Here is a 21,039-nt window from a genome sequence, read left to right as displayed (position 1 = left end):
GCAACTTATTTTAGCAAATACGTCTTTAATATCATGATATTACAAGCAAATACAGTTTAAGGAATGCCAATGAACATACCAAATAAACCCATTAAAAAGGTCGTCATCGCCGGTGGCGGCACCGCAGGTTGGATGACAGCTGCGGCATTAACTAAGTTATTAGGTAAAAACCTTGAAGTAGTATTAGTTGAGTCTGATGAAATCGGTACTGTGGGTGTCGGTGAAGCAACCATCCCAACACTGCATATTTTTCATCGCTTATTAGGCATTAAAGAACAAGATGTCATGGCGGCCACCAATGCTACCTTTAAACTGGGCATTTCTTTTGAAAACTGGCATGACGTCGGCAAAGATTATATTCACTCATTTGGTTTTTTAGGCAAAGATTGCTGGGCTTGTGGCTTTCAACATTTTTGGCTTAAGGGTCAGCAACGTGGGCTAGTCAGTGAAATTGGTGATTATTGCACCGAACATTTGGCCGCCCGCGAAGGTCGATTTGCCGTGTTACCTAATCAAGATTACAACCATGCCTATCATATGGATGCCAGCTTATACGCCAAGTTCTTGCGGGTTATTGCAGAGCAGCACGGTATTAAGCGTATTGAAGGCAAAATATCAGCGGTACAGCAGCACCATGATAATGGCCATATCAGCGCGTTAACACTGATGTCAGGTGAAGTGATTGAAGGTGACTTATTCATTGATTGTACCGGCTTTAAGGCCTTATTAATCGAGCAAACCCTTAATGCAGGTTTTGATGACTGGAGCCATTGGTTACCTTGTGATAGCGCCATTGCGGTGCAAACAAAAACCACCAGCAAGCCCATTCCCTATACTCGTTCAATTGCCCGAGAATCCGGCTGGCAGTGGCGCATCCCGCTACAAAGCCGCACTGGCAACGGTATTGTGTTTTGCAGTAAATACATCAGTGATGATGAAGCTAAAGCCACCTTAATGGAAAACATTGAAGGTGAACCATTAACTGAACCACGAGTGATAAAGTTCCGCACCGGTAGTCGCCGTAAAACCTGGGATAAAAACTGTGTCGCTATTGGTCTTTCTTCTGGCTTTTTAGAGCCTCTAGAGTCCACCAGCATTCATTTAATTCAGCGCGGTATTGTACGTTTACTGCAAATGTTCCCTTCACAAGGCATTGTTGAAGAAGATATCAATGAGTTTAACCAACAGACTCGCACAGAAACCGAGAATATTCGTGACTTCATTATCTTGCATTATAAAGTCACTGACAGAGTCGATACACGTTTTTGGCGTCATTGTAAGAGCATGGACGTACCTGCCTCATTGCAACATCGTATCGATATGTTTGATGCTTCAGGTAAAGTCTACAAACACGGTAATGAGTTATTTGGTGAAAGCTCTTGGATACAAGTAATGATGGGCCAAGGTCTAGCGCCGAAACAATATCACCCGATTGTGGATATGATGGAAGATGCAGAACTTGAAAGCTTCTTAGGCAATATCAAAGCAAAAGTGAAACACAAAGTGGCTAATTTGCCTGATCATTATGAGTTTGTGCAGCATTACTGCAAATCAAAAATGCTTTAACTCATTCTAATCGCTTGATAGGTATAGATAACGGATCCGCATATTATGGTCGATGTAACATCAGCAGCACCTAAGTCAGATAAACATATGCCAGATAAACATAAGCCGGCTGGCAGCAATAACTTAAATGCTATGGTGCTGGTCAAAAAGCCCATCAAGCCGCAAGTGGTTTATATCGGTGAGTTAAAAACACCGGTGATTGTGATTGATGACTTTACTGCTGATGTATCTGAGCTTCAGGCCTGTGCCAGTCAAATCGATTTCAATCTCGATATGGGGTCTTACTACCCTGGTGTGCGGGCAAAATTACCTAAAGACTATGTTATTGAAGTGCTTAATCATATATTCCAGCTAATTTATGATGTGTACAAGGTGCCAACCAATTTACGAATTAAGCCTCAAGCGACCTATTTTTCGTTAATTAACCGTCAGCCAGAAAGCTTAACCACCTTGCAGCGGATCCCCCACTTTGATACCCCTGCGCCCTACTATTTTGCCATTTTACAATATTTGAACGACCAGCCCCACGGCGCCACGGCGTTTTTTAAACATAAACCCAGTGGTTTTGAACGTATTACTCAACAAAACATGCAGCAATATTTTAATGCTGCCGAGCCCTATTTACAGCAAATAGCCCCTAAACCTGCCAAGTATTTTGTTGAAAGTAACGCCTATTATCAGCAACATCATCAAATTGAATACAAGCAACACCGTTTGGTGATTTACCCCGGTAACCTATTACACTCGACCTTGGTAAACCTTGATACTGACATTGACAGTAATCCTGATACTGGTCGGCTAACCGCCAATATTTTTATCAATATTGAATAATATCTACAGTAATTATCCGCCAAGTCAGTGATTGAACAAGCCGTATGCCTTAATACCTAACAAACTAACATTGTACAAACGAGTACATGACTAAAACATTAATAGCAAAAGCCAATCCAGCAAGGAGCCTGTGATGACACCGAAAACACCAACAGCTATGAAAGGGCTTACAAAAAAGGTTCAGCTAGCGTTAACACTTACTGCGGCTGCAACAAGCCTTATCAGTGTTTCAACAAATGTTGTTGCATCTTCGGTGAATGCCTCATCACAGTCTCAAGCTTCATCACAAACTCATGCCTTATCGGTTTTATCAATAAGTGAACAACGTCGCTTACAACATCGTTTGTCCAATGTAGAAGCTGAAATTGTGCGCCTTTTACCGCAGCTTACTTTAGAAGAGAAAGTTTCACTGGTGCACGCTGGCGGTAAATTTCATATCCCTGCTATTGAGCGATTAAATATTCATGAAATGTGGATGTCAGATGGCCCCCATGGCGTCCGTTATGAAATTGACCGAAACTCATGGGCGCCTGCTGGCTGGACCAATGACTACTCCACTTACTTGCCGCCATTAACCGCTGTTGCAGCAAGTTGGGACCCGCACATGGCAAGCTTACACGGCAATGTTTTAGGCGCCGAAGCCCGTCATCGCAACAAAGATTTAATCCTCGGCCCTGGGGTTAATTTAGCCCGTTTACCTTTGTATGGGCGTAACTTTGAATACATGGGTGAAGACCCATACTTGGCTGCTACATTAGTCGTGCCAACCGTTAAAGCCATTCAAGCTAATGATGTCGGTGCAACTGTTAAGCATTATGCGTTAAACACCCAAGAGTTAAACCGCACAGGCGTTAACGCCATACCCGATGAGCGTACCTTACGAGAAGTGTATTTACCGGCATTTGAAGCCGCAGTAAAGCTCGCTAATGTGCACGCGATTATGGGCGCTTATAATGAATTTCGTGGTACTAATGCTAATCAAAGTAAGCATCTCATTAAAACCATTTTAAAAGGTGAATGGGGCTACGAAGGCGTGCTTCTCACAGATTGGAATGTTGATATCAATACCTATGACGCCGCCATGAATGGCCTTGATATCGAAATGGGTACTGACGTAGCCAGTTACGATGAATACTTTTTAGCAAAGCCGCTATTAGAGATGATCAAAGCGGGCAAAGTGCCTGAGGCTGAATTAGACGATAAGGTTCGCCGTATTCTAAGAGTTCAGCTCAGTATCGGTATGATGGATAAACAACGTTTATCAGGCGAGCGCAATACCCAGGCCCATCGTGATGATGCAAGAACCATTGCCACCAACGGTGTTGTCCTATTAAAGAATGATAATCGCGTATTGCCACTGGATAGCAACAAGGTAACAAACATTCTGGTTTTAGGCCCTAATGCCGATAAGCGTCATGGTTTCGGTGGCGGCTCATCAGAAGTCAAAGCCCTATATGAAATAAGCCCACTTGATGGTCTTAAAGCTAAGTTTGAGCAAGCAGGAAGCAAGGTAAAGATTGAACATATGCGCCCTGCCAGTAGTCAATTTATGCCCATTCCCAATGATTACCTCACCACACGACATTGGACTGGCACGCCGTCATGGCAGATTAATTACTTTACCGATACCAAGATGGAGCAATTAAGCAGTGAATCATGGATTGCAGACCCACAGTTTGATTCCAAGGGCAAAGCGCAAATCATCGAAATCAAAGCTAACATTAAGCCAATGGAAACGGGCAACCATACCTTAAAGATTAAAGGTAGCGGCACAGTATCGTTAACCATTAATGATAACCGCTTAGTCAGCAGTACTCAGGTCACTGATGCAAAAGTGTTAAGCCAAGATATCAAGCTAACCGCAGATGAAACCTATGCATTTAGCCTAACTTATCAAGGTGATGAAACCGTCACTTTAGGCTGGGAAACACCTAACAACTTATATAACACAGAAAAAGAATATCTCGCCGCAGCGAAAAACGCTGATGCAGTAGTTTATTTTGGTGGTTTGAGCCATGCTGATGATCGTGAATCTATTGATCGCCCTGATATGAAGTTGCCAGGTCAACAAGATGAAATTATCGCTAAGCTATTAACAGCTAACCCAAATACCGTGGTATTTATGATTGGAGGCTCAGCGGTAGAAATGCCATGGGCAGATGATGCCAATGCTGTGTTATGGGGCTGGTATGGCGGTATGGAAGCTGGACATGCTTACGCTGACATCCTATTTGGTGATGAAAACCCCAGCGGAAAGATGCCGATAACATTACCGAAAAAACTCGCTGATACCGCGCCAATTGCCCTAAATGATTATAACGAAAAGGAATCACGTTATAGCGAAGGTGTATTTATTGGTTATCGCTGGTTCGAGCAACAAAATATCACCCCACAATTTCCTTTTGGCCACGGTCTATCCTATAGCGATTTCACCTACTCAGACATTCAACTTTCAACTGATAATATCAAAGCTGATGACACGATTACTGTTACTGCAACAATAACCAATAGCAGTAACATCGCTGGCGCTGAAGTGACTCAGTTATATTTGCATGATCTTAACGCCAGTGTCCCGCGACCTGCCAAAGAGTTAAAAGGCTTTAATAAAGTGTGGCTCAAAGCCGGTGAAAGCAAACAAGTGAGTTTCAACTTAACCACACGAGACTTATCTTTTTGGGATGTAAAATCCAATGATTGGCTCGCTGAAACCGGTGAATTTGAAGTGATGATTGGCGCGTCTGTCGCTGATATAAAGTTGCGTAAAAAGTTTACCTACACGCAGTAGCAAGCTGAATTAAATAACGACAACTGATAGATATAAAGGGTGAGCAAATAGCTCACCCTTTTATTATATTGTTGAGTTTACGCCTTGAGATTCAACTGCTGCAATAATAGCGCGGTAATTTCAGCGGCCAGCTCGTTTTCTCCAATCTCATTGAGTATTTCAATCGCGCACTCTGCAGTGCATAACCCCCCTTCTACTTGATTGCGCCTTAATTGATATAAAGATGCATGTTTCGGCGTTAAGCTGACTTTTTCAAGCGCCTGTAAATAAGGGCTGCGGTTATACATTTTGCGCGCTTCTTGCCAGGTGGCATCGATGATCACTAGCGCATCAAACTGAGCTAAAGCTGACGGTTTAGAAGTAGTAGATGAAGGGATAACTGCAGCCTTAGACGACTTTTCTGAAAAAGCCTCATCATCAACCTTTAACGGGTTTGTCTCCTCTTCAGATGGGAACACTAAAGCCACTTTTCCTGAGGCGATCATTTGCAATAACTCATCACTTGGGGATTTACGTTGCCAAGTGATCACCGGCGCAGCATCAGCCAAGACTTGCGTAACCCACTGGCCAGTATTGGTTGCTCTGGTTAGCTCTCGCTCATGGGTTAATAACACTATTTTCATATATAAGGTTTCACAGTTTTCAAAATATCGAATCTCTGCCAAACTGTTCTGGCAGCTTAATTTTACTAGCTTACAGGATTGCATATTGCAGGCCTACTGCTCTGCAGCCATTCGCTGCTTGCGCTAATCATTGACTAATTATCAATTAATACAAAAAATTAATCCTCAGGCTGCATCAATAATTTTTGTAACTAACTGGCTATCTTTGTGCCGCGAGGCTTGAGTGTTTTGTAACATTCAGTAAAAATTGCTTTTCTCAATACGTTAATTACACAATTGGCTGTTATCATAGCGCTAACAACTAACTTTTATCATTTGGTGAGTCATTTCACCCCAAAGAGCATTCAATGAAGTTAAAAATACTAGCAGGGATAGCACTATTTACTAGCTTTTCTACCCAAGCCGCTTGGTGGGTGGAACCTACAGACTTGCCGCTTAGAGCAGATATACAATTACTTTCTGATACTGGCGTTATTATTCAGCCTGTGACTACCTTTCCTTTGATGTGGTCTGGGATAAAAAAAGATTTAGATAATGCTGCTGACAGCCCAATGTCGGTGCATCAAAAAGATGCTTATCATCGTGTGATGCGCGCTTACAATAAAGATCATCAAGCTGTGACTTTAGGTGCCAGCTTAAGTGGCGCCAATGAAAAAGCTCGCTTTATTGGTTACGGTAATGACTATCGCGACAAAGCTGAAGTTGAATTTACAGCAGAAGTCACCCAAGACTGGTTTAGTGGCCGCTTAGCAGCGAGTTACCATTACGACTCAGCAGATGGCAATGAAACTCGCCTAGATAATAGCTTTGCAGCAGTCAAACTGGGTAACTGGATTGTCACTGGCGGCGCAGTGCAAAAATATTGGGGCCCAAGTTGGGACTCAGGTTTAATCCAAACCACCAATGCCAGACCTATGCCAGGCATTACCTTTTCTCGTAATGACAGTAATGCCTTTGAAACCCCTTGGTTAAACTGGGTTGGTCCGTGGACCTTTACCACCAGCTTTAGCCAAATGGAAAGTGATCGCTATGTGCCTGACACCCTGCATTGGGGCGCTCGTGGTACCCTAAGACCCATTTCAAAATTAGAAATTGGCTTTTCTTGGACCATGCAATGGGGCGGTGAAGGCTACGGCAACAGCTTGTCTGATTGGTGGGATGGCTTATTTAATGGCGGGATGTCTGAAGGTGAGCTTGAAAACGGTCAAGAAAACATGCTCGCAGGTTACGATTTTAGATGGTCTGATACCGCTTGGGGCGTACCTTATGGTATTTACTACGAGCGCATCCACGAAGACTATCACAATGGCAAACATAAGCTGATTAACGCCTCAAACATGGGTGGGGTTGATGTTTTTATTGCCTCACTTAACACCCGTTTTTTTGCTGAATACTCAGATACTGCAGCTGCCTGTGGCGAAGACTCTAACGTCTACAACTGCATGTATGAACACGGCTTTTATAAAAGTGGTTATCGTTACTATGGCCGCAGCTTAGGCAGCACCTATGATAATGATTCTCGCGTTGTGGTGTTAGGTGGTATTACTCAACTACAACATGGCCAAAGCTTATCGACTAAGTTTCGTTATGCCAAACTTAACTTTGATGGGGTAGACACTGGTAACCCAACTGGTGGAAATCCGGTATCCCCTGGCCGTTATGAGCGTTTGTTGCAGCTTGATGCCAGTTACCACCGACCATTTTATGAAGGTAAGTTAAAACTTGGCGGCACTGTTGGCTACAGTGAGTATCCTGAAGTTGATACCAGCAGCGATTGGGAAACCACCGTTTACGCTGGCTGGGAACGTGATTTTTAATTGCTAACCACAATAGCAAATTAACACACTGAAATATAATAAAGCCCATCATTTGATGGGCTTTTCTGTATTTCCTATGTAACTAAAGCTAAAACAGACTCTTTAAACTACAAACCTTTATCTTCCCATTGCTGCTTTTTACGATAGATAGTCGAAGGGCTTACATCTAATAAACCCGCGGCTTTTGGAATATTACCGTCACATTGCTCAATAGCGGTTTCAATGGTCATTTTTTCGATTAACCACAATGGCTGTATATCATCATCAACGACCTGAGTTTGTTGATTAGGAGCTGTTTCTGTTGTTTTTTGTAGGGCCTGTTGAGCCGCATTTTCAAAGCCTGACTCGCTTGCATAATGCGCCTTTGCCTCTACTGGTGCGGCTGAGGTGTTTAAATCTGTCATCGACAATGACACTGCGGTGCTCATTTGCGCAGTCATTTGCGCAGGTAACATGGCCAAAGACACTTCTTCGGCTGTGTTAAGCACTACAATTTGCCTGATCACATTCTGCAGTTGACGCACGTTACCTGGCCATGGGTAATTGACAAAGCAACGTTTAACTTCGGTAGAGAAACGTTTAAAAGATTTGCCCTCTTCTTTGCTGTATTGCTTCAACAGCTTTTTAGCAATAGACATCACGTCTTTGCCCCTTTGTCTTAAAGGCGGCAGTTCTATAGGGATAACATGTAAGCGATAATATAAATCTTCCCGAAAGCGTCCTTCTTGCACTTCTTTCCATGGGTCTCGGTTGGTGGCACTAATAAAACGCACATCAACTTTTTCTTCTTTAGTGCCGCCTACACGCTGAAATACCCCAGTTTGAATAAAGCGTAGCAATTTACTTTGCAACTCTAAATCCATTTCACACAGTTCATCAAGAAACAAAGTGCCACCATCAGCACGAGTTGCTGCGCCATCACGATTACTCACAGCGCCAGTAAACGCACCTTTGGTGTGACCAAAAATTTCGCTTTCAATTAAATCTTTCGGAATTGAGGCGCAGTTTAAAGCAATAAAAGCTTCTTGTGCTCGTGTTCCTGCTTGATGGATCGCTTGGGCGCAAACCTCTTTACCTGTGCCACTTTCGCCCATCACAAACACTGACGCTTTACTGTTGGCCACGCAATCAATGGTGTTATATACGGTTTGCATGGCTAAGGAGTCACCAATAAAGCCATGAAAATTGGTTTTTGGGAGGCTATTTTCATAATTGGTCACAAGTGCCAATAAGTCTTTTTGCTTCAGAGCATTACGCACAGTAATTGCCAACCTTTTACTATCAAAAGGCTTAACTAGAAAATCAAACGCACCGGCGCGCATGGCATCTACGGCTAAATCAATGGTGCCATAAGCAGTGATCATAATGACGGTGATCTGCGGGTAGTCTTGCTGAACTTTGGTCAAAATATCCATTCCCGACATATCCGGCAATTTAATATCTAACACTAATAAGTCTGGTTGTTTACGGGCAAGTTCTTTTAATGCATCTTCACCAAAATTAACCAAGGTGACTTCGGCGCCTTCGGCACAAAGGTATTCGCTGTACAATGCGCCTAATGACATACTATCTTCTACAAGAACGGCACTAAATCCCATGGGTAACTTCCTTATTTAATTATTTATGACCGATATCAAATCGTTGCTCAATTAACGTCAAGCTTTGCTCAGCAACCACAAATATCTGCTCAAATAATGCGGCTAAAGGTTCATCTTCGGTTCTGGCTGCGGCCTCAAGTAAAATGGCTACTTCAGATAACTTTTGCGCCCCAAAACTGCCTGCACTACTTTTAATGGTATGAACTTGATCTTCAATCTCTGCTCGGCTTCCATTGGCAGTGATGGTTTTTAAAATATCGATACGCATCTTAGTTTCATTATGAAATACCTTCATCATTTTAACTAAGCTTGCTTCACCTACCGCTTTTAGTAACTCATCAAACACCTGCTGATCCAACAACACATCATCAGCTATTGTTTCATTTATGGTTTCAGTTATAGTTTCATGTGTGGTTTCAGCTATTAAGCCATTTGAGGTGTCAGCTAATAGGATTTCATTTACCTCAGCTGTTGGCTTAATGTGAGTTTCTTTCTCTGCAGCAATATCACTAACCTCGTCACTAACCTCATGAGTTATTTCCATCGCGTCATTAGCATTGCCCTTCACCTGAGTTAACCAGTAATTTATCCCAGAGATCAAATCCTGCTTTTTAACCGGCTTACCAATAAACCCAAGCATGCCGGCGTCTTTACATGCTGCAACCTCTTCACTGAATACGTTGGCTGACATGGCCAAGATAATTTGATCAGGCTTACTGGCTAAAATTTTACGGCACGCTTCAAGGCCATCCATTTCAGGCATACGAATATCCATCAAAATTAAATCAAACTCTTGCTTTAACCCTATCTCTACCGCTTCTACACCGTTATTAGCATAGGTCATGACTGCGCCGCTATTGGTCAATATCGTACCTGCGACCATTTGGTTTACTGGGCTATCTTCTGCGAGTAATAATTTACAGCCATCAGGCAGGGTTAATTTACTTTCAATGATCTGCTTATCACTCTTTTCTACATTACTGGCATTACTGGCATTACTGATTAAGCTTAGTAATATCTCTCGGCTTAATGGCTTGCTGACAGACTCGACTATGCCTAAGTCAGTACTGCGCGCCTGCACTTGTGTATTCACCCCAGATAACAAAGCCGTGATATAGCCTGTCTTAGTCAAATAGCGATTTGATAAGCCCTCTACGCTTTGATGTTCACAGTCTAAAATACAGCTTTCATCGAGCATGATGACATCAAATTGGCCGTTGTTGCTTGATTGACTATCAAGCTCGCTGAGCTGATGCGCAAAGCATGTCTCGACGCCATATTGGCGGTATTGCTTTTCAATTAACTCACAAAGGGTCATATCGGGGTGAATCACTAACACCCGAGGCGCTGTTGATAAAGCAATATCAACAGTTGTTATTTCAGCAGGTTCATCAAGTACCACAGTTAATGTAAACTCACTTCCTTGGCCTAGTTGGCTTTGAACGCTGAGGTTGCCCCCCATCATTTTAGCCAGTTCAGAACATATGGCTAAGCCTAAGCCTGTACCTGCATAACTGGTGGTATGCGTGTCATGAACCTGAGAAAACTCTCTAAATAACTTCTGTTGTGATATTTCACTGATCCCAATGCCTTGATCTTTTACCTTACAGCTCAGTTGCACCTTGCCGTTATCGCGGTTGATAATCTCAATCTCAACAGCAATACACCCATCGGTTGAAAACTTAATCGCATTATCCACCAGGTTTTGCAGCACTTGCCTAATACGCTGCGCATCTCCGATTAAAATTTGAGGTACATCTCGGTCAATAACACTGCCAAGATGCACTCCTTTATCATGGGCTTTATGGGACAAAATCTGTAACACTTGCGCGACTAACTTATCAGGTTGAAACTCTTTAGCTTCCAGTTGCATTTGCCCAGCTTCAATCTTCGAGAAGTCCAAAATATCATTAATGGTACTTAACAAGACTGAGCCCGCTTCTTTAGCCGCGCGAGCATACATGCGCTGGCCCTTTTCAAGTTGAGAGTCTAAAAGCAAATCAACACTGCCAAGTACGGCATTCAGTGGTGAGCGAATTTCATGGCTCATAGTGGCTAAAAATCGTGACTTAGCTTCACTGCCCGCCTCTGCTTGCTCTTTGGCTAATCTTAATTCTTCTTCTCTGGATTTTTGCTCTGAAATATTGCGTAAAAAAGCGGTGAAGAACATTTCATCACCTAATTGAATGGGGATCACCCGCAATTCAACCGGAAACTCCTCGCCAGCTTTATTATGGGCAGGAACTTCGATGCGATTATTCAGCACAGGCCCTTCACCAGTGCGGCGGTGATGCTCCATGCCATTTTTATGGGCACTATGGAAACCTGCGGGAATAATTAAATCTTCCAGCCTTTCACCTAATGCCTCTTCGCGCTCATAGCCAAACAGTTTGACCGCCGCAGCATTAAACTCAACCACTCTGCCGCTAATATCAATAGAGATTAACGCATCATGGGTGGCTTCAATGGTTGCCACCAAAATAGATTGAGTTCTGGCAGCGGTTTGTTGCTCTTTTTTAAGTTCGGTTAAATCTTTGATAAAGCCTAAAAATAGAATCTCACCATCAATTTGCATTTTTGAAATGGTTAGCTCGATAGGAAATAAGCTGCCATCTTTATGCTGCGCTTTTAACTCACGACTGTTACCAATAATTTTTGCATCACCCGTTGTAAGATAATGCTTGATATAGCCATCATGCATAAAGCGATCTGCCATCGGCATTAAAATAGACACATTTTCATCAATAAGCTGTGCTTTTTCATAGCCAAATAACTTACTGACGGCATTATTCACTTCATTAATCACGCCGTTAACATCAATAATGACAAAGCCATCAGCCGCTGAATCTAATATGGTATTTAAGCGAACATTGGCACCTTGTAAATCACTGCGTTTTTCATCCAAGTTTTTAAGCATGGCATTAAAGGCGTTAGTCGTATCGGTGATATCTTGGGTGCCGGGCTCAACCACTTGCACCCCTGATTCCCCTTCAAGCACCCGCTTTGAGGCATGCTGAATATTAAAAATATGTCTGATGAGCTTAAGGCCCTGATACCAAGATAAAAATGAAATCAAAATGATCACTAAAATCATTAATGCGCTATATTTCAACGCCACTGCTTCAACGCTATTATCAAATTCATCGGTATTAACAAGTACGCTTATTTGAATGCCAGTGCCATTATTAGATACTGCCACCACCTCAACCGTATGCTCTTTTGGGGTCACAGCTTTAATGATCTCAAACATGCCTTGGCCATTACGCTGAGCCGAATACAATAGCTTATCTGCTTTGGATACTTCGATTGAATCAATATGGCTAATGTGGTGGGCTTCTAAAGATTGTTTAAGCAGTAAGATGGACTCGCGGGCCTTATCAGGGTTAATACTATTAGCCACCAGCTGCGCTGCAAGTTGAGCTTGCTGCCTTGCTTCTTGCTGATTGGTCTCTTTGATAACAGCTAAACTATTAACAATTAGCATCAGTAATAGTACGACTTGCATTAATCCAATGGCAATTATCGCTTTTAATCTAAATGACAAATTCCTTCTCCTGATGCATTTTGCAAACAGCGCTGTTTAACCCTGTCAAAAATCTATTCCAAAGCAAATGTTTACTACATTATTACTCACTATGAATTACCTGTTCGCATTTTGCAAAAAATTATTCCCAATCTGAAAATGCAAATAGTAATTCTTACTAGAAAGCTGCTTAACCACCTGATTTTATCATTTAAAAATTATGGAACAGCTTTTGCTTTAATAAGTTATTAAACAAACTTAATAGAGAATCGCCATGCAAAATGCTAATGCGTCAACGTCGACTATCTCCATCCTGTTAGTGGAAGACACATTCAGTGAACGCTATTACATTGCCAGTTTAATTCAAAGTTTTCAGCCGGAAAATGTACAGTTTGAGATGGTGCAATGTGAAGATGGCTTAACGGCACTGGAGAAGTGCCGTACCCAGCAGTTTGACTTAATTGTCAGCGACTGGCGCATGCCTAGGATGAACGGTGTTGAGCTGTGTAAAAGACTAAAGACCAAAACAGATCCCGGTTACTTCTTGCTTTTAACCGGTAACGATCAAACTCAAGACATGATTTATGCTATGGACTCAGGTGCTGATGATTACATTACCAAACCTTTTTTGGCCTCAGTATTAAAAGTCAAAATTCAAGCTGCAGTAAGGCTCATTCAAGCAAAAAAGTCGGTACTTGAAAGTAAGCAACAGCTGCAAAGTTTACTTTCTCAAAAACAGTCTGAACTGACCCAAGCTGCGATTTTGCAGCAATCCTTACTGCCAAAAAATAATTTAGCCTTCAATAATTGGACTATCCGACATTATTTTGAACCCGCAGAGGAACTTGCAGGCGATATTTTGCAATGCTTTGAAATTGATGAACAGTGGATAGGCTTCTATGTTATCGATGTATCGGGTCACGGTGCCAGTGCTGCTATGCTCAGTTTTACCCTCGCCCAAGGCTTATCACCCCAAAGGATGAACTGGCAGCAATCGCCAGAAAAGGTCATGAATGCCTTAAACAATCTCTTTGATGATCCTGGTAATTTGGGCCAGTTTGCCACTGTAATGATAGGTAAAATCAATATAAACACCCATGAATTACAACTGTGTAATGCAGGTCACCCATTACCATTAATCATTTCTAAACTCGATGTGCAAAGCATCGATGTGCCCACAGGTATGCCAATTGGTATTGATAAACACTGCCAATACCAAAGTGGTCAATACCAACTTTACCCGGGTGAGCAACTACTGCTGTTTTCAGATGGCGTGTATGAAGTTAATCATCCAAAGTTTGGCATGTTTGGCTTAGAGCGCTTAAAACAGCGCTGCTTATCAGCTAAAGCCATGCCAGCGGCGAATTTATTGAGTCACTTAAGTTACTTACTCAACCTTTGGCAGCAGTCGCAACCCCAAGATGATATGTCACTGCTACTATTTACCGCACCCGATTAAAAAGTTATAGCAATCATTGTGATGATAACTGTATGCCAATTATTGCTGATTATAGAGTTAGATTTAGAACGAAGATAAGCACTTAAATTAACAGCTTATATTTTTGAATTAACCCACAGTGACCCACAGCTTAAGGAGTTAATATGAATAACACTCAATTGAACATAAGCATCAATTCAATGACAGCAGATCAAGTTTATGACGAACTAGAACAGTTTTTGATCAGCAATAAGGTTGAGCCATTACAACGCTTCAAACTCATCAGTTGTGCACTCGAAGCCACCAATAATGTGCAACAGCACAGCGCTGATGACGCTGAAGATATTAAGCTGTTATTACAGAAAAACGATAACAAGTTGATTATTGATATATTAGATAACTCAAACTTTACCCCACTAGCCCCCCCTAGCACTTGTCCTAACAAACACAAAGCCAACGGCCGCGGCTTATGGATAATGCATCAATGGATGGATCAGGTGCAGCAACAGGCAACGGTATTAGGCACTCACTTGAGATTAAGTATAAACTTGGGCTAATGCTTTGGGCTGAATGTAAACCAATAGCGACACAACTTTTATAAGCATTAGCGATAACAACATAGTTAATCCAGCTTTGCATGGCTAAGGATGCCAATTCGCCGATTTCAACTTACTGAATAATGTTCAGTCCATTCGGGTAATAAAGGTTTGCTCGTCATCCACAAAAGCCACAAAGCCGCCGTGATAGATAAATACCCGACCACGCCCCTCAACTATGCAGGCAAGTTGTGGGTTCAAATCTTCTTCGTTATCCTGACGTTGAAAAGTGCCAGTATCTGTGATTACGCCGCTGAGTGCAGGCAAATATCCATAAGTGCGCTTGGCTTGATCAATCAGGTTCAATTCGCTGGCGGTTGAGAAGCAAAAGGGGATCGCACCAGCTTCTTCAATAAATAAAGTTTTAAGTTCTTCAAAAGCTGTAATCACCAGCCAGTCGATGCCGTTAACATGATGGATAAACATAGATTTTCTCGGTTATTCTAATGCGGATATTTTATCACTACTAGGAAAGAACCTAGTAGATATTTAGTTGCTAAAGTTATGTCCAGACATTCATAAACCAACTTGAAATACGTCTTTGCCCAAATACAAGTTAGCAAACACTCTATATCAAACAATCCATATCAAACAATCTATATCAAACCAAAGCCGTTTTATCGAAAATTCATATTATCTGTACTTAGGCTGACCCTTCCCTGCAATATAAACTAAATCAATACTGCGAATTGCAAATACTAGGTCGTGAATTTGTAATCAGTGCTTTTGCATTCTGCAACGACATAGTTTTAAACCGCAATTAAAGCTTAGCAATAAGCAACACACAGCCAGACGACAGCAAAACAAAACCTCAAACCACTGATTAATAACAACTAAATAATTGGCACGCATCCTGCTAACTATAGATTAAGCAGAGGATAAATGATTAATCCACCCATTCAATTTTAGACGTCATTTATCTCATCACAATTTAGTTAATCAAAGTTAGCGCATCAATAGATGTTTAGGAGCAGGTTATGAAATTTGAAATCAAAGTAGCCCAACATGCAAGTGTAGTAACATTACCTATCAGAATGTTTATGGCTCATACCCCAACTTACCGAGCGGCACTGGTTGATTATATTGATAGAGGCCATACCCGCTTAGTTATCGACATGCAGCATTTAGAGTACATCGATTCAAGTGGCTTATCTGTGCTTATCTCCGCCCGTAATCAAGCGCTTAATTATCAAGGCAACATCGTATTACTGTCACCTAGTCCTGCGGTACGTTCATTAATTGAATTAACGCGCCTACACCATATTTTTGAGATTTTTGAAACTGAGGCGTTAGCGTTAGATTTTTTGCGTCATAGCAGCATTGTTGAACCCTCTGACTTTGATGAACAAATCATCTCAGAGTTAGCAAGCTAAGCAGGAACCACTAAATCACGGACGTAAAGGGGAACAGAAATGAACATATTCAAATCACTACTTTCTATCGCTATTATCGCAGGCTTAACCGCTTGCGTGACCCCTATGCAACCAGCTGAGCAAGATGTTTGTGATTTAGAGCAGCAACTCACTAGCTGCCATTACTTTGGCCAAAAAACGCCTTATAACAGAAAGGTCAGCGCTGTGACCTCAAACCATACGACTTTCCCTACTGCGCCAATTTTCGGTAATAAGTCGATGGTGGTTGATACCCAGCAAGCGTTGTCATTATCTGTAGGGGATAAAATTTCGGTAAAAATACTCAATGGTGATGAATTTAGTAAAGATGTGGAAGTAGATGCCGACGGCAATATCTATCTGCCTTATTTACCGCCAATTTCAGTTACAGGACTGACTCTTAATCAATTAAACAATCAAATCAGAAACATATTAATCGATGAAAATCTGATGTTGGCCCATGCGGTGCGTATCAGTATATTACCTATTAGCTGGGCACCTATTGAAATCACCACCTCTGGCGCAGTATTTGAGCCAGGTCAGCACATGATCAACAAAAAACTCCCCATTGAACTTAAAGATGATGGCAGTAACTTTGCTGGTGACCAAGCCATTCAGCGTAATGTAGCCGCCGCGGTGAAGTCTTCTGGTGGGGTGCGCCCAGATGCTGATATTTCAGCAATTAAGGTCATCCGTAATGGTCAGGTTTTCAATATGGATTTACGTGGTATGCTAACGGGAGAGAAAGTACCAAACATGACTTTAATGGCTGGCGATCATGTACATGTTCCTTCGACGCATTCATTTAATGATCAATTAGCCAGACCTTCTCAGTTGACAACACCAGGGATCAGGGTATTTATGTCAAACTTAACGCAACCTGCAAGTTCAAATAGTCAGTCAGCAGTAGACCGTGAAGCAACACGCTTTCCTTACGGCACCCGCTTGCTAAATGGCGCCATTGCGGCCAACTGTGTCGGTGGTGCCCAAACCACCAATGCCAGTCGTTACGTTATCCTAGTGACTAAAAATCCATTATCTAATCAAATAGATATTGTCGAACGCTCAATTGATGGCTTAATTCAAACGGCCTGGAATAATGAATCAAACCCAGTATTACTCCCCGGTGATGGACTTGCCTGTTATGACTCTCGCGTAACTAATATCCGTGAAATAGCCAGAACAGTAACTGAATTGGTCGTGCCAACAACCCTTATCGGATGGTTGTAAGGAGACAATAATGAGCCAAGGAAACTGCAAAAGCGGCAAAGGCGAACAGAGCCAGAAACAAGCAGACTCTGGGGCAGGGGCGCACACAAGCTCCAGTGCTGATACTGACGTTAAGCTTGAAAATGAAACCCAAAGCGCACAAAACACTGACATCGAAACAGAGCAAGATTACGCCAGCTTTTCAGAACTTGCCTATTTATATTGGATTAAACGCGCCACATTAGAAGGCAGCCACTTAACCCCTAAAGCCCGTAAACGCCTGTACATCAAAACAGCCTTGATATCACTGCTCATTGTCTGGCTGTTGGTGGCTGTTTTTATCGCGCTAACCCCCACCAAATACGAAAGTAAATGGGTGGTCATATTACCTGGGGTCGCAGCGGGGTCTTCCCTAAGCCTTGACAGCCTTGGTCAAGCAAGTAGCTCCAATAGCTCGCCTTATATGAGCTCGGCCATTGATCCAAGAGAGAATTTTAAAGCGATTTCCATGAGCAGCTTGCTGATGCAAACCGCTGCGTTTTATTTAAAAGTGCCTAGCAATGAAATACCAAAACCCAAACTTAAACTCCCCAGTCAAACGGGCTTAATGGAGTTTAGTATTAATGGCGCATCGCCAGAGCAAGCTCAAAAACGTGGCTGGGCTATGTATCGTTCTTTACAAGACATTCTTGATGATCTGCGTTTTGATGAAAATAGCCTGCGCGAGCGAGGTATTCAACGTAGCCTGAAAAGCTATAACGCCCGAGTAAAGCAAACACAAAAGCAATTACTGGATTTTCAATCTGAGCGAGGCCTAATAACCCTTGATCAGTTTAAAGAGTTAGCCATCACCATTGAGCGCTTACGCCATAGTAAAGTGACCCTTTCAGCGTCACTGCAAGGTTTAAATGCCAGCTATGAACTCTATGAAAAACACCTTGGCATTAATGACTCACAAGCTGCGATTTTACTCAAACTCAACAATGATAAGCTGTTTCAGCAGTTACTTGAAAAACACAACACCGCCAATACCACTTACATTGAAAATGCTGGGCGCTTGGGTCGTCGTCACCCGACATTAGTCACCCTAAAAGCAGAGTTAGACAGTATCTTCGATAGTATGAAGCAGCGCTTTAATACCATTATTGGATTTCAAGATGAGAAAATTTTAATGATGCTAACGGTGGATGATGTTGATGGCCGCGCAGTGATGATGCAAGAGTTCATTACCATAGCCTCAAAACGACAAGCGACGCAATCAGAAGTAGATTCACTGATCGCGCAAATTGATCAGTGGGAGCTACGCTTGCAGCACAGTAACGATGATGCCGCCAAGCTTGCAGATTTACAACGTGAACACCAGTTAGCCACTACGGTATTAACCTCTGCGATGGCAAAATTGGATGTGGGTAAATCAGATATCTACTCGGCTTACCCCATGTTGCAATTATTTTCGCCGCCGAGTTTAGCTCATTCTCCCAATAAATTAGCCAGCATACTAATTATCTTTGGTGGGTTAAGCGCTTCTTTCATGTTACTGCTAGGGTTGAGCATTTTATGGATCCGCAAACCATTGTTGCGCAAAATGTTGACGAAAAAATAATATACAACAGCATTGTTTATAGTTATTTATTTTGGCTGTTTGGTGCTTTATATGTCATTGCACCTGTGATTGCATGGGTGCTATTTGCACGCTTACTTTATAAAAAAATTTCAGGTCAGCAAACATATAGAATTAGCATCAGCCATTATGTTTGGGTGTTTGGCATGTTGTTCATGCTTATTGCCTTAGTGGTCGGCCACCTCGATTTTGGCTTAGGTATTGGCAAATTAATTAAATCATCTATTGGCTGGGCCAAAGGCTGGGCCTTACTGGCAATATTTCCGCTTATTGGCTGCTTATCTATTCGGCCTGAAATTATTTATCGCGCCTGCTGCAGAGTCTGCAAACATACTATTTTGCTGTTCCCGCTGTTTTTAATTGCTTGGAAAGTTGGCTTGCCCAGCACCTTATATGTGTCGCCACTGAGCATTATTGGTGGCCCAGGGCCTGAGTTTTTCAGCGTCAGTTTATATGAAATCGACCCTGGCAGCGGCGTTCCCCGCTGGCGTCTGTTTACCCCATGGGCACCGGCATTAGGCATGCTAGGTAACTTATATTTTATTTTTGCCGTACAAGAAAAGGATTCACGTTGGAAAAAGTGGGGCATTGCAGGCAGCTTACTGATGGTATTAATGTCGCAATCCCGTCTTGGCTTGGTGTGTTATTTCGCCTTAATCGGCTTTTTCACCCTATTTAAACTTGTGCGCTCACCTTTACTGTACTTTTTACTTAGCCCGTTAATGTTACTTATTGGGGTTGTCGGTGAAGCCACTATCAACAAAATACAAATCAGTATTGCCGCCATAAAAGCTGCCCGCGCCGATTCAACTCGCGTTCGTCAAGCTTTGGCTGATATTGCCGTTGAAAGGTGGATGAATGAAGCGGTGATCTTTGGCCATGGTATCGTTGAGCGAGGGCCGCACATGGTGGAATACATGCCCATAGGCTCGCATCATACTTGGTATGGATTATTGTTTGTTAAAGGCGTTGTCGGCGCTGTAGCGTTAGCAATTCCGATGTTAGTCACCTTCTTGATATTATTGATCCGATTATTTAGTCAGCCTATGGCCAGAGTCGGCATGGCAATTTTACTGATGTTAAGTTTATATACCTTCGGCGAGAATTTAGAAATTCTAGCCTATTTATTTTGGCCGGGATTAATTGTATTAGGTATGACGCTGCGAGCTGAAGAGCCAGAAGCCGTACTCAAAAAAGCCGCTGCCTTGAAGGACTAATCATTGTGTTTTGTTACCTAAGTGGTAACAAAACACTGTCATCACAGCGGCTATGGCTTACGCCATTAAATAATTTTTATCACTTGATCAAATGCAAGACGCGACTTAGGTAAGCTGGCATTGTAATCTTCATCACTATGATGGTAACCGATAGCTAAACCAACATAGCATTCATAACCATCTAATTCTTCGGCAAAAATATCACCGATAAGTTTACTATCAACCCCTTCCATTGTGGTCGAGTCGATACCTAAACGGGCTAAAGTATGCAAGGTGTTACCCAGTGCAAGATAAGCTTGAGAGCGTGTCCACGCCTCGTTATTGCCCTGTGCATCGGTATTTAATTCAGCAAAAGAGTAACCACCAAAAGCTTGCTCGCGATTTTCAGGTTTTGTGCGACCATCTTCAATGCCCTTATCAACCACTTTGGCATAATCGTCACGGGTATAGTGAGGGTTATGGGCAAATAAAATAATATGAGAACAGGCTTTAGCATGGGGCTGATTGAACTGATATTTATTGGCGAAAGTGTCGTGCATTCTTTGTTTTGCTGCATCACTTTCAAGCACAATAAACTTCCAAGGCTGTGAATTAATTGAAGATGCTGAAAGTCGCATCGCCTCACAGATCACCGCTAAATCTTCTTTTGAAACACGCTTTGAAGGATCATAACGCTTTGCTGTATAGCGATTGTTTAAGTCTTCAATAATTGGATGTGTCATATTTACTGTCTCCACTTTCATTAATATTCCCGGCTTTCATCCACGGGATATGCAACTGCCGAATGCCATAAGTTATAAAGTATTCAATAAAATCATTACTTT

15 protein-coding genes are annotated in these 21,039 nt (G+C 42.3%); 10 read left to right on the top strand and 5 right to left on the bottom strand.

What is annotated here, in order from left to right:
* The first annotated feature begins 69 nt into the window (after positions 1 to 69).
* The 3 genes from Q4533_RS11135 (at position 70) to Q4533_RS11125 (ending at position 5,182) form a co-directional block, all read left to right on the top strand.
* Positions 70 to 1,566, top strand: a complete 1,497-nt coding sequence (locus Q4533_RS11135; protein ID WP_102439778.1) for a tryptophan halogenase family protein — start codon at positions 70 to 72, stop codon at positions 1,564 to 1,566.
* A gap of 45 nt (positions 1,567 to 1,611) precedes the next feature.
* Positions 1,612 to 2,397 (top strand): DUF6445 family protein, encoded by a 786-nt coding sequence (locus tag Q4533_RS11130; RefSeq protein WP_241900944.1) that lies wholly within the window; start codon positions 1,612 to 1,614, stop codon positions 2,395 to 2,397.
* Positions 2,398 to 2,530: 133 nt separating this feature from the next.
* Entirely contained in the window at positions 2,531 to 5,182 is a 2,652-nt protein-coding gene (locus Q4533_RS11125) for a glycoside hydrolase family 3 C-terminal domain-containing protein (protein ID WP_303502742.1), read from the top strand.
* Positions 5,183 to 5,259: 77 nt separating this feature from the next.
* Here Q4533_RS11125 and Q4533_RS11120 read toward each other — a convergent pair whose 3' ends face one another.
* Positions 5,260 to 5,889, bottom strand: coding sequence for a tRNA-uridine aminocarboxypropyltransferase (locus tag Q4533_RS11120; RefSeq protein ID WP_303461049.1), 630 nt, complete (start codon positions 5,887 to 5,889; stop codon positions 5,260 to 5,262).
* A 263-nt stretch (positions 5,890 to 6,152) separates the two neighbouring features.
* Between Q4533_RS11120 and Q4533_RS11115 the strand changes: the two genes are divergently transcribed.
* A complete protein-coding gene (locus tag Q4533_RS11115) occupies positions 6,153 to 7,622 on the top strand; it encodes a capsule assembly Wzi family protein (RefSeq protein ID WP_303502741.1) in 1,470 nt (489 codons plus the stop codon).
* A 107-nt stretch (positions 7,623 to 7,729) separates the two neighbouring features.
* Here Q4533_RS11115 and Q4533_RS11110 read toward each other — a convergent pair whose 3' ends face one another.
* Positions 7,730 to 9,220 carry a sigma-54 dependent transcriptional regulator gene (locus Q4533_RS11110; protein ID WP_303502740.1) on the bottom strand — a complete coding sequence of 497 codons (1,491 nt, stop codon included), beginning with the start codon at positions 9,218 to 9,220 and terminating at the stop codon, positions 7,730 to 7,732.
* A gap of 19 nt (positions 9,221 to 9,239) precedes the next feature.
* On the bottom strand, positions 9,240 to 12,764 hold the full coding sequence (locus tag Q4533_RS11105; protein ID WP_303502739.1) for a PAS domain S-box protein: 3,525 nt from the start codon (positions 12,762 to 12,764) through the stop codon (positions 9,240 to 9,242).
* Positions 12,765 to 13,017: 253 nt separating this feature from the next.
* Between Q4533_RS11105 and Q4533_RS11100 the strand changes: the two genes are divergently transcribed.
* Together Q4533_RS11100 and Q4533_RS11095 are read left to right on the top strand one after the other, a co-directional pair.
* Positions 13,018 to 14,202, top strand: coding sequence for a SpoIIE family protein phosphatase (locus Q4533_RS11100; RefSeq protein ID WP_102439626.1), 1,185 nt, complete (start codon positions 13,018 to 13,020; stop codon positions 14,200 to 14,202).
* A gap of 143 nt (positions 14,203 to 14,345) precedes the next feature.
* Positions 14,346 to 14,738, top strand: a complete 393-nt coding sequence (locus Q4533_RS11095) for an ATP-binding protein (protein WP_102439627.1) — start codon at positions 14,346 to 14,348, stop codon at positions 14,736 to 14,738.
* 126 nt (positions 14,739 to 14,864) lie between these two features.
* Here Q4533_RS11095 and Q4533_RS11090 read toward each other — a convergent pair whose 3' ends face one another.
* Positions 14,865 to 15,203 (bottom strand): cytosolic protein, encoded by a 339-nt coding sequence (locus tag Q4533_RS11090; protein ID WP_102439628.1) that lies wholly within the window; start codon positions 15,201 to 15,203, stop codon positions 14,865 to 14,867.
* A gap of 551 nt (positions 15,204 to 15,754) precedes the next feature.
* Here Q4533_RS11090 and Q4533_RS11085 point away from each other — a divergent pair.
* Genes Q4533_RS11085 through Q4533_RS11070 form a run of 4 tightly spaced genes read left to right on the top strand, consistent with a single transcriptional unit; the run spans position 15,755 to position 20,215 of the window.
* Positions 15,755 to 16,150 carry an STAS domain-containing protein gene (locus tag Q4533_RS11085; protein ID WP_076542877.1) on the top strand — a complete coding sequence of 132 codons (396 nt, stop codon included), beginning with the start codon at positions 15,755 to 15,757 and terminating at the stop codon, positions 16,148 to 16,150.
* Between the two features lie 39 nt (positions 16,151 to 16,189).
* Positions 16,190 to 17,398, top strand: a complete 1,209-nt coding sequence (locus Q4533_RS11080; RefSeq protein WP_102439629.1) for a polysaccharide biosynthesis/export family protein — start codon at positions 16,190 to 16,192, stop codon at positions 17,396 to 17,398.
* A gap of 10 nt (positions 17,399 to 17,408) precedes the next feature.
* The gene (locus Q4533_RS11075; RefSeq protein ID WP_241904064.1) at positions 17,409 to 18,980 is read left to right on the top strand and encodes an exopolysaccharide biosynthesis protein; all 1,572 of its coding nucleotides are present in this window, start codon (positions 17,409 to 17,411) and stop codon (positions 18,978 to 18,980) included.
* Positions 18,935 to 20,215 (top strand): capsular biosynthesis protein, encoded by a 1,281-nt coding sequence (locus Q4533_RS11070; protein WP_102519059.1) that lies wholly within the window; start codon positions 18,935 to 18,937, stop codon positions 20,213 to 20,215. The genes Q4533_RS11075 and Q4533_RS11070 overlap by 46 nt, the downstream gene beginning before the upstream one ends.
* A gap of 65 nt (positions 20,216 to 20,280) precedes the next feature.
* Here the strand turns inward: Q4533_RS11070 and Q4533_RS11065 are convergent, their stop codons facing one another.
* Entirely contained in the window at positions 20,281 to 20,937 is a 657-nt protein-coding gene (locus tag Q4533_RS11065; protein WP_102439631.1) for an NAD(P)H-dependent oxidoreductase, read from the bottom strand.
* Positions 20,938 to 21,039 lie beyond the last annotated feature (102 nt).

The sequence above is a fragment of the Shewanella sp. 6_MG-2023 genome (assembly GCF_030547195.1).
Lineage (GTDB): Bacteria > Pseudomonadota > Gammaproteobacteria > Enterobacterales > Shewanellaceae > Shewanella.
The sequence above is the reverse complement of the archived record's forward strand: the minus strand, read 5'-3'. Positions and strand labels throughout refer to the sequence as shown.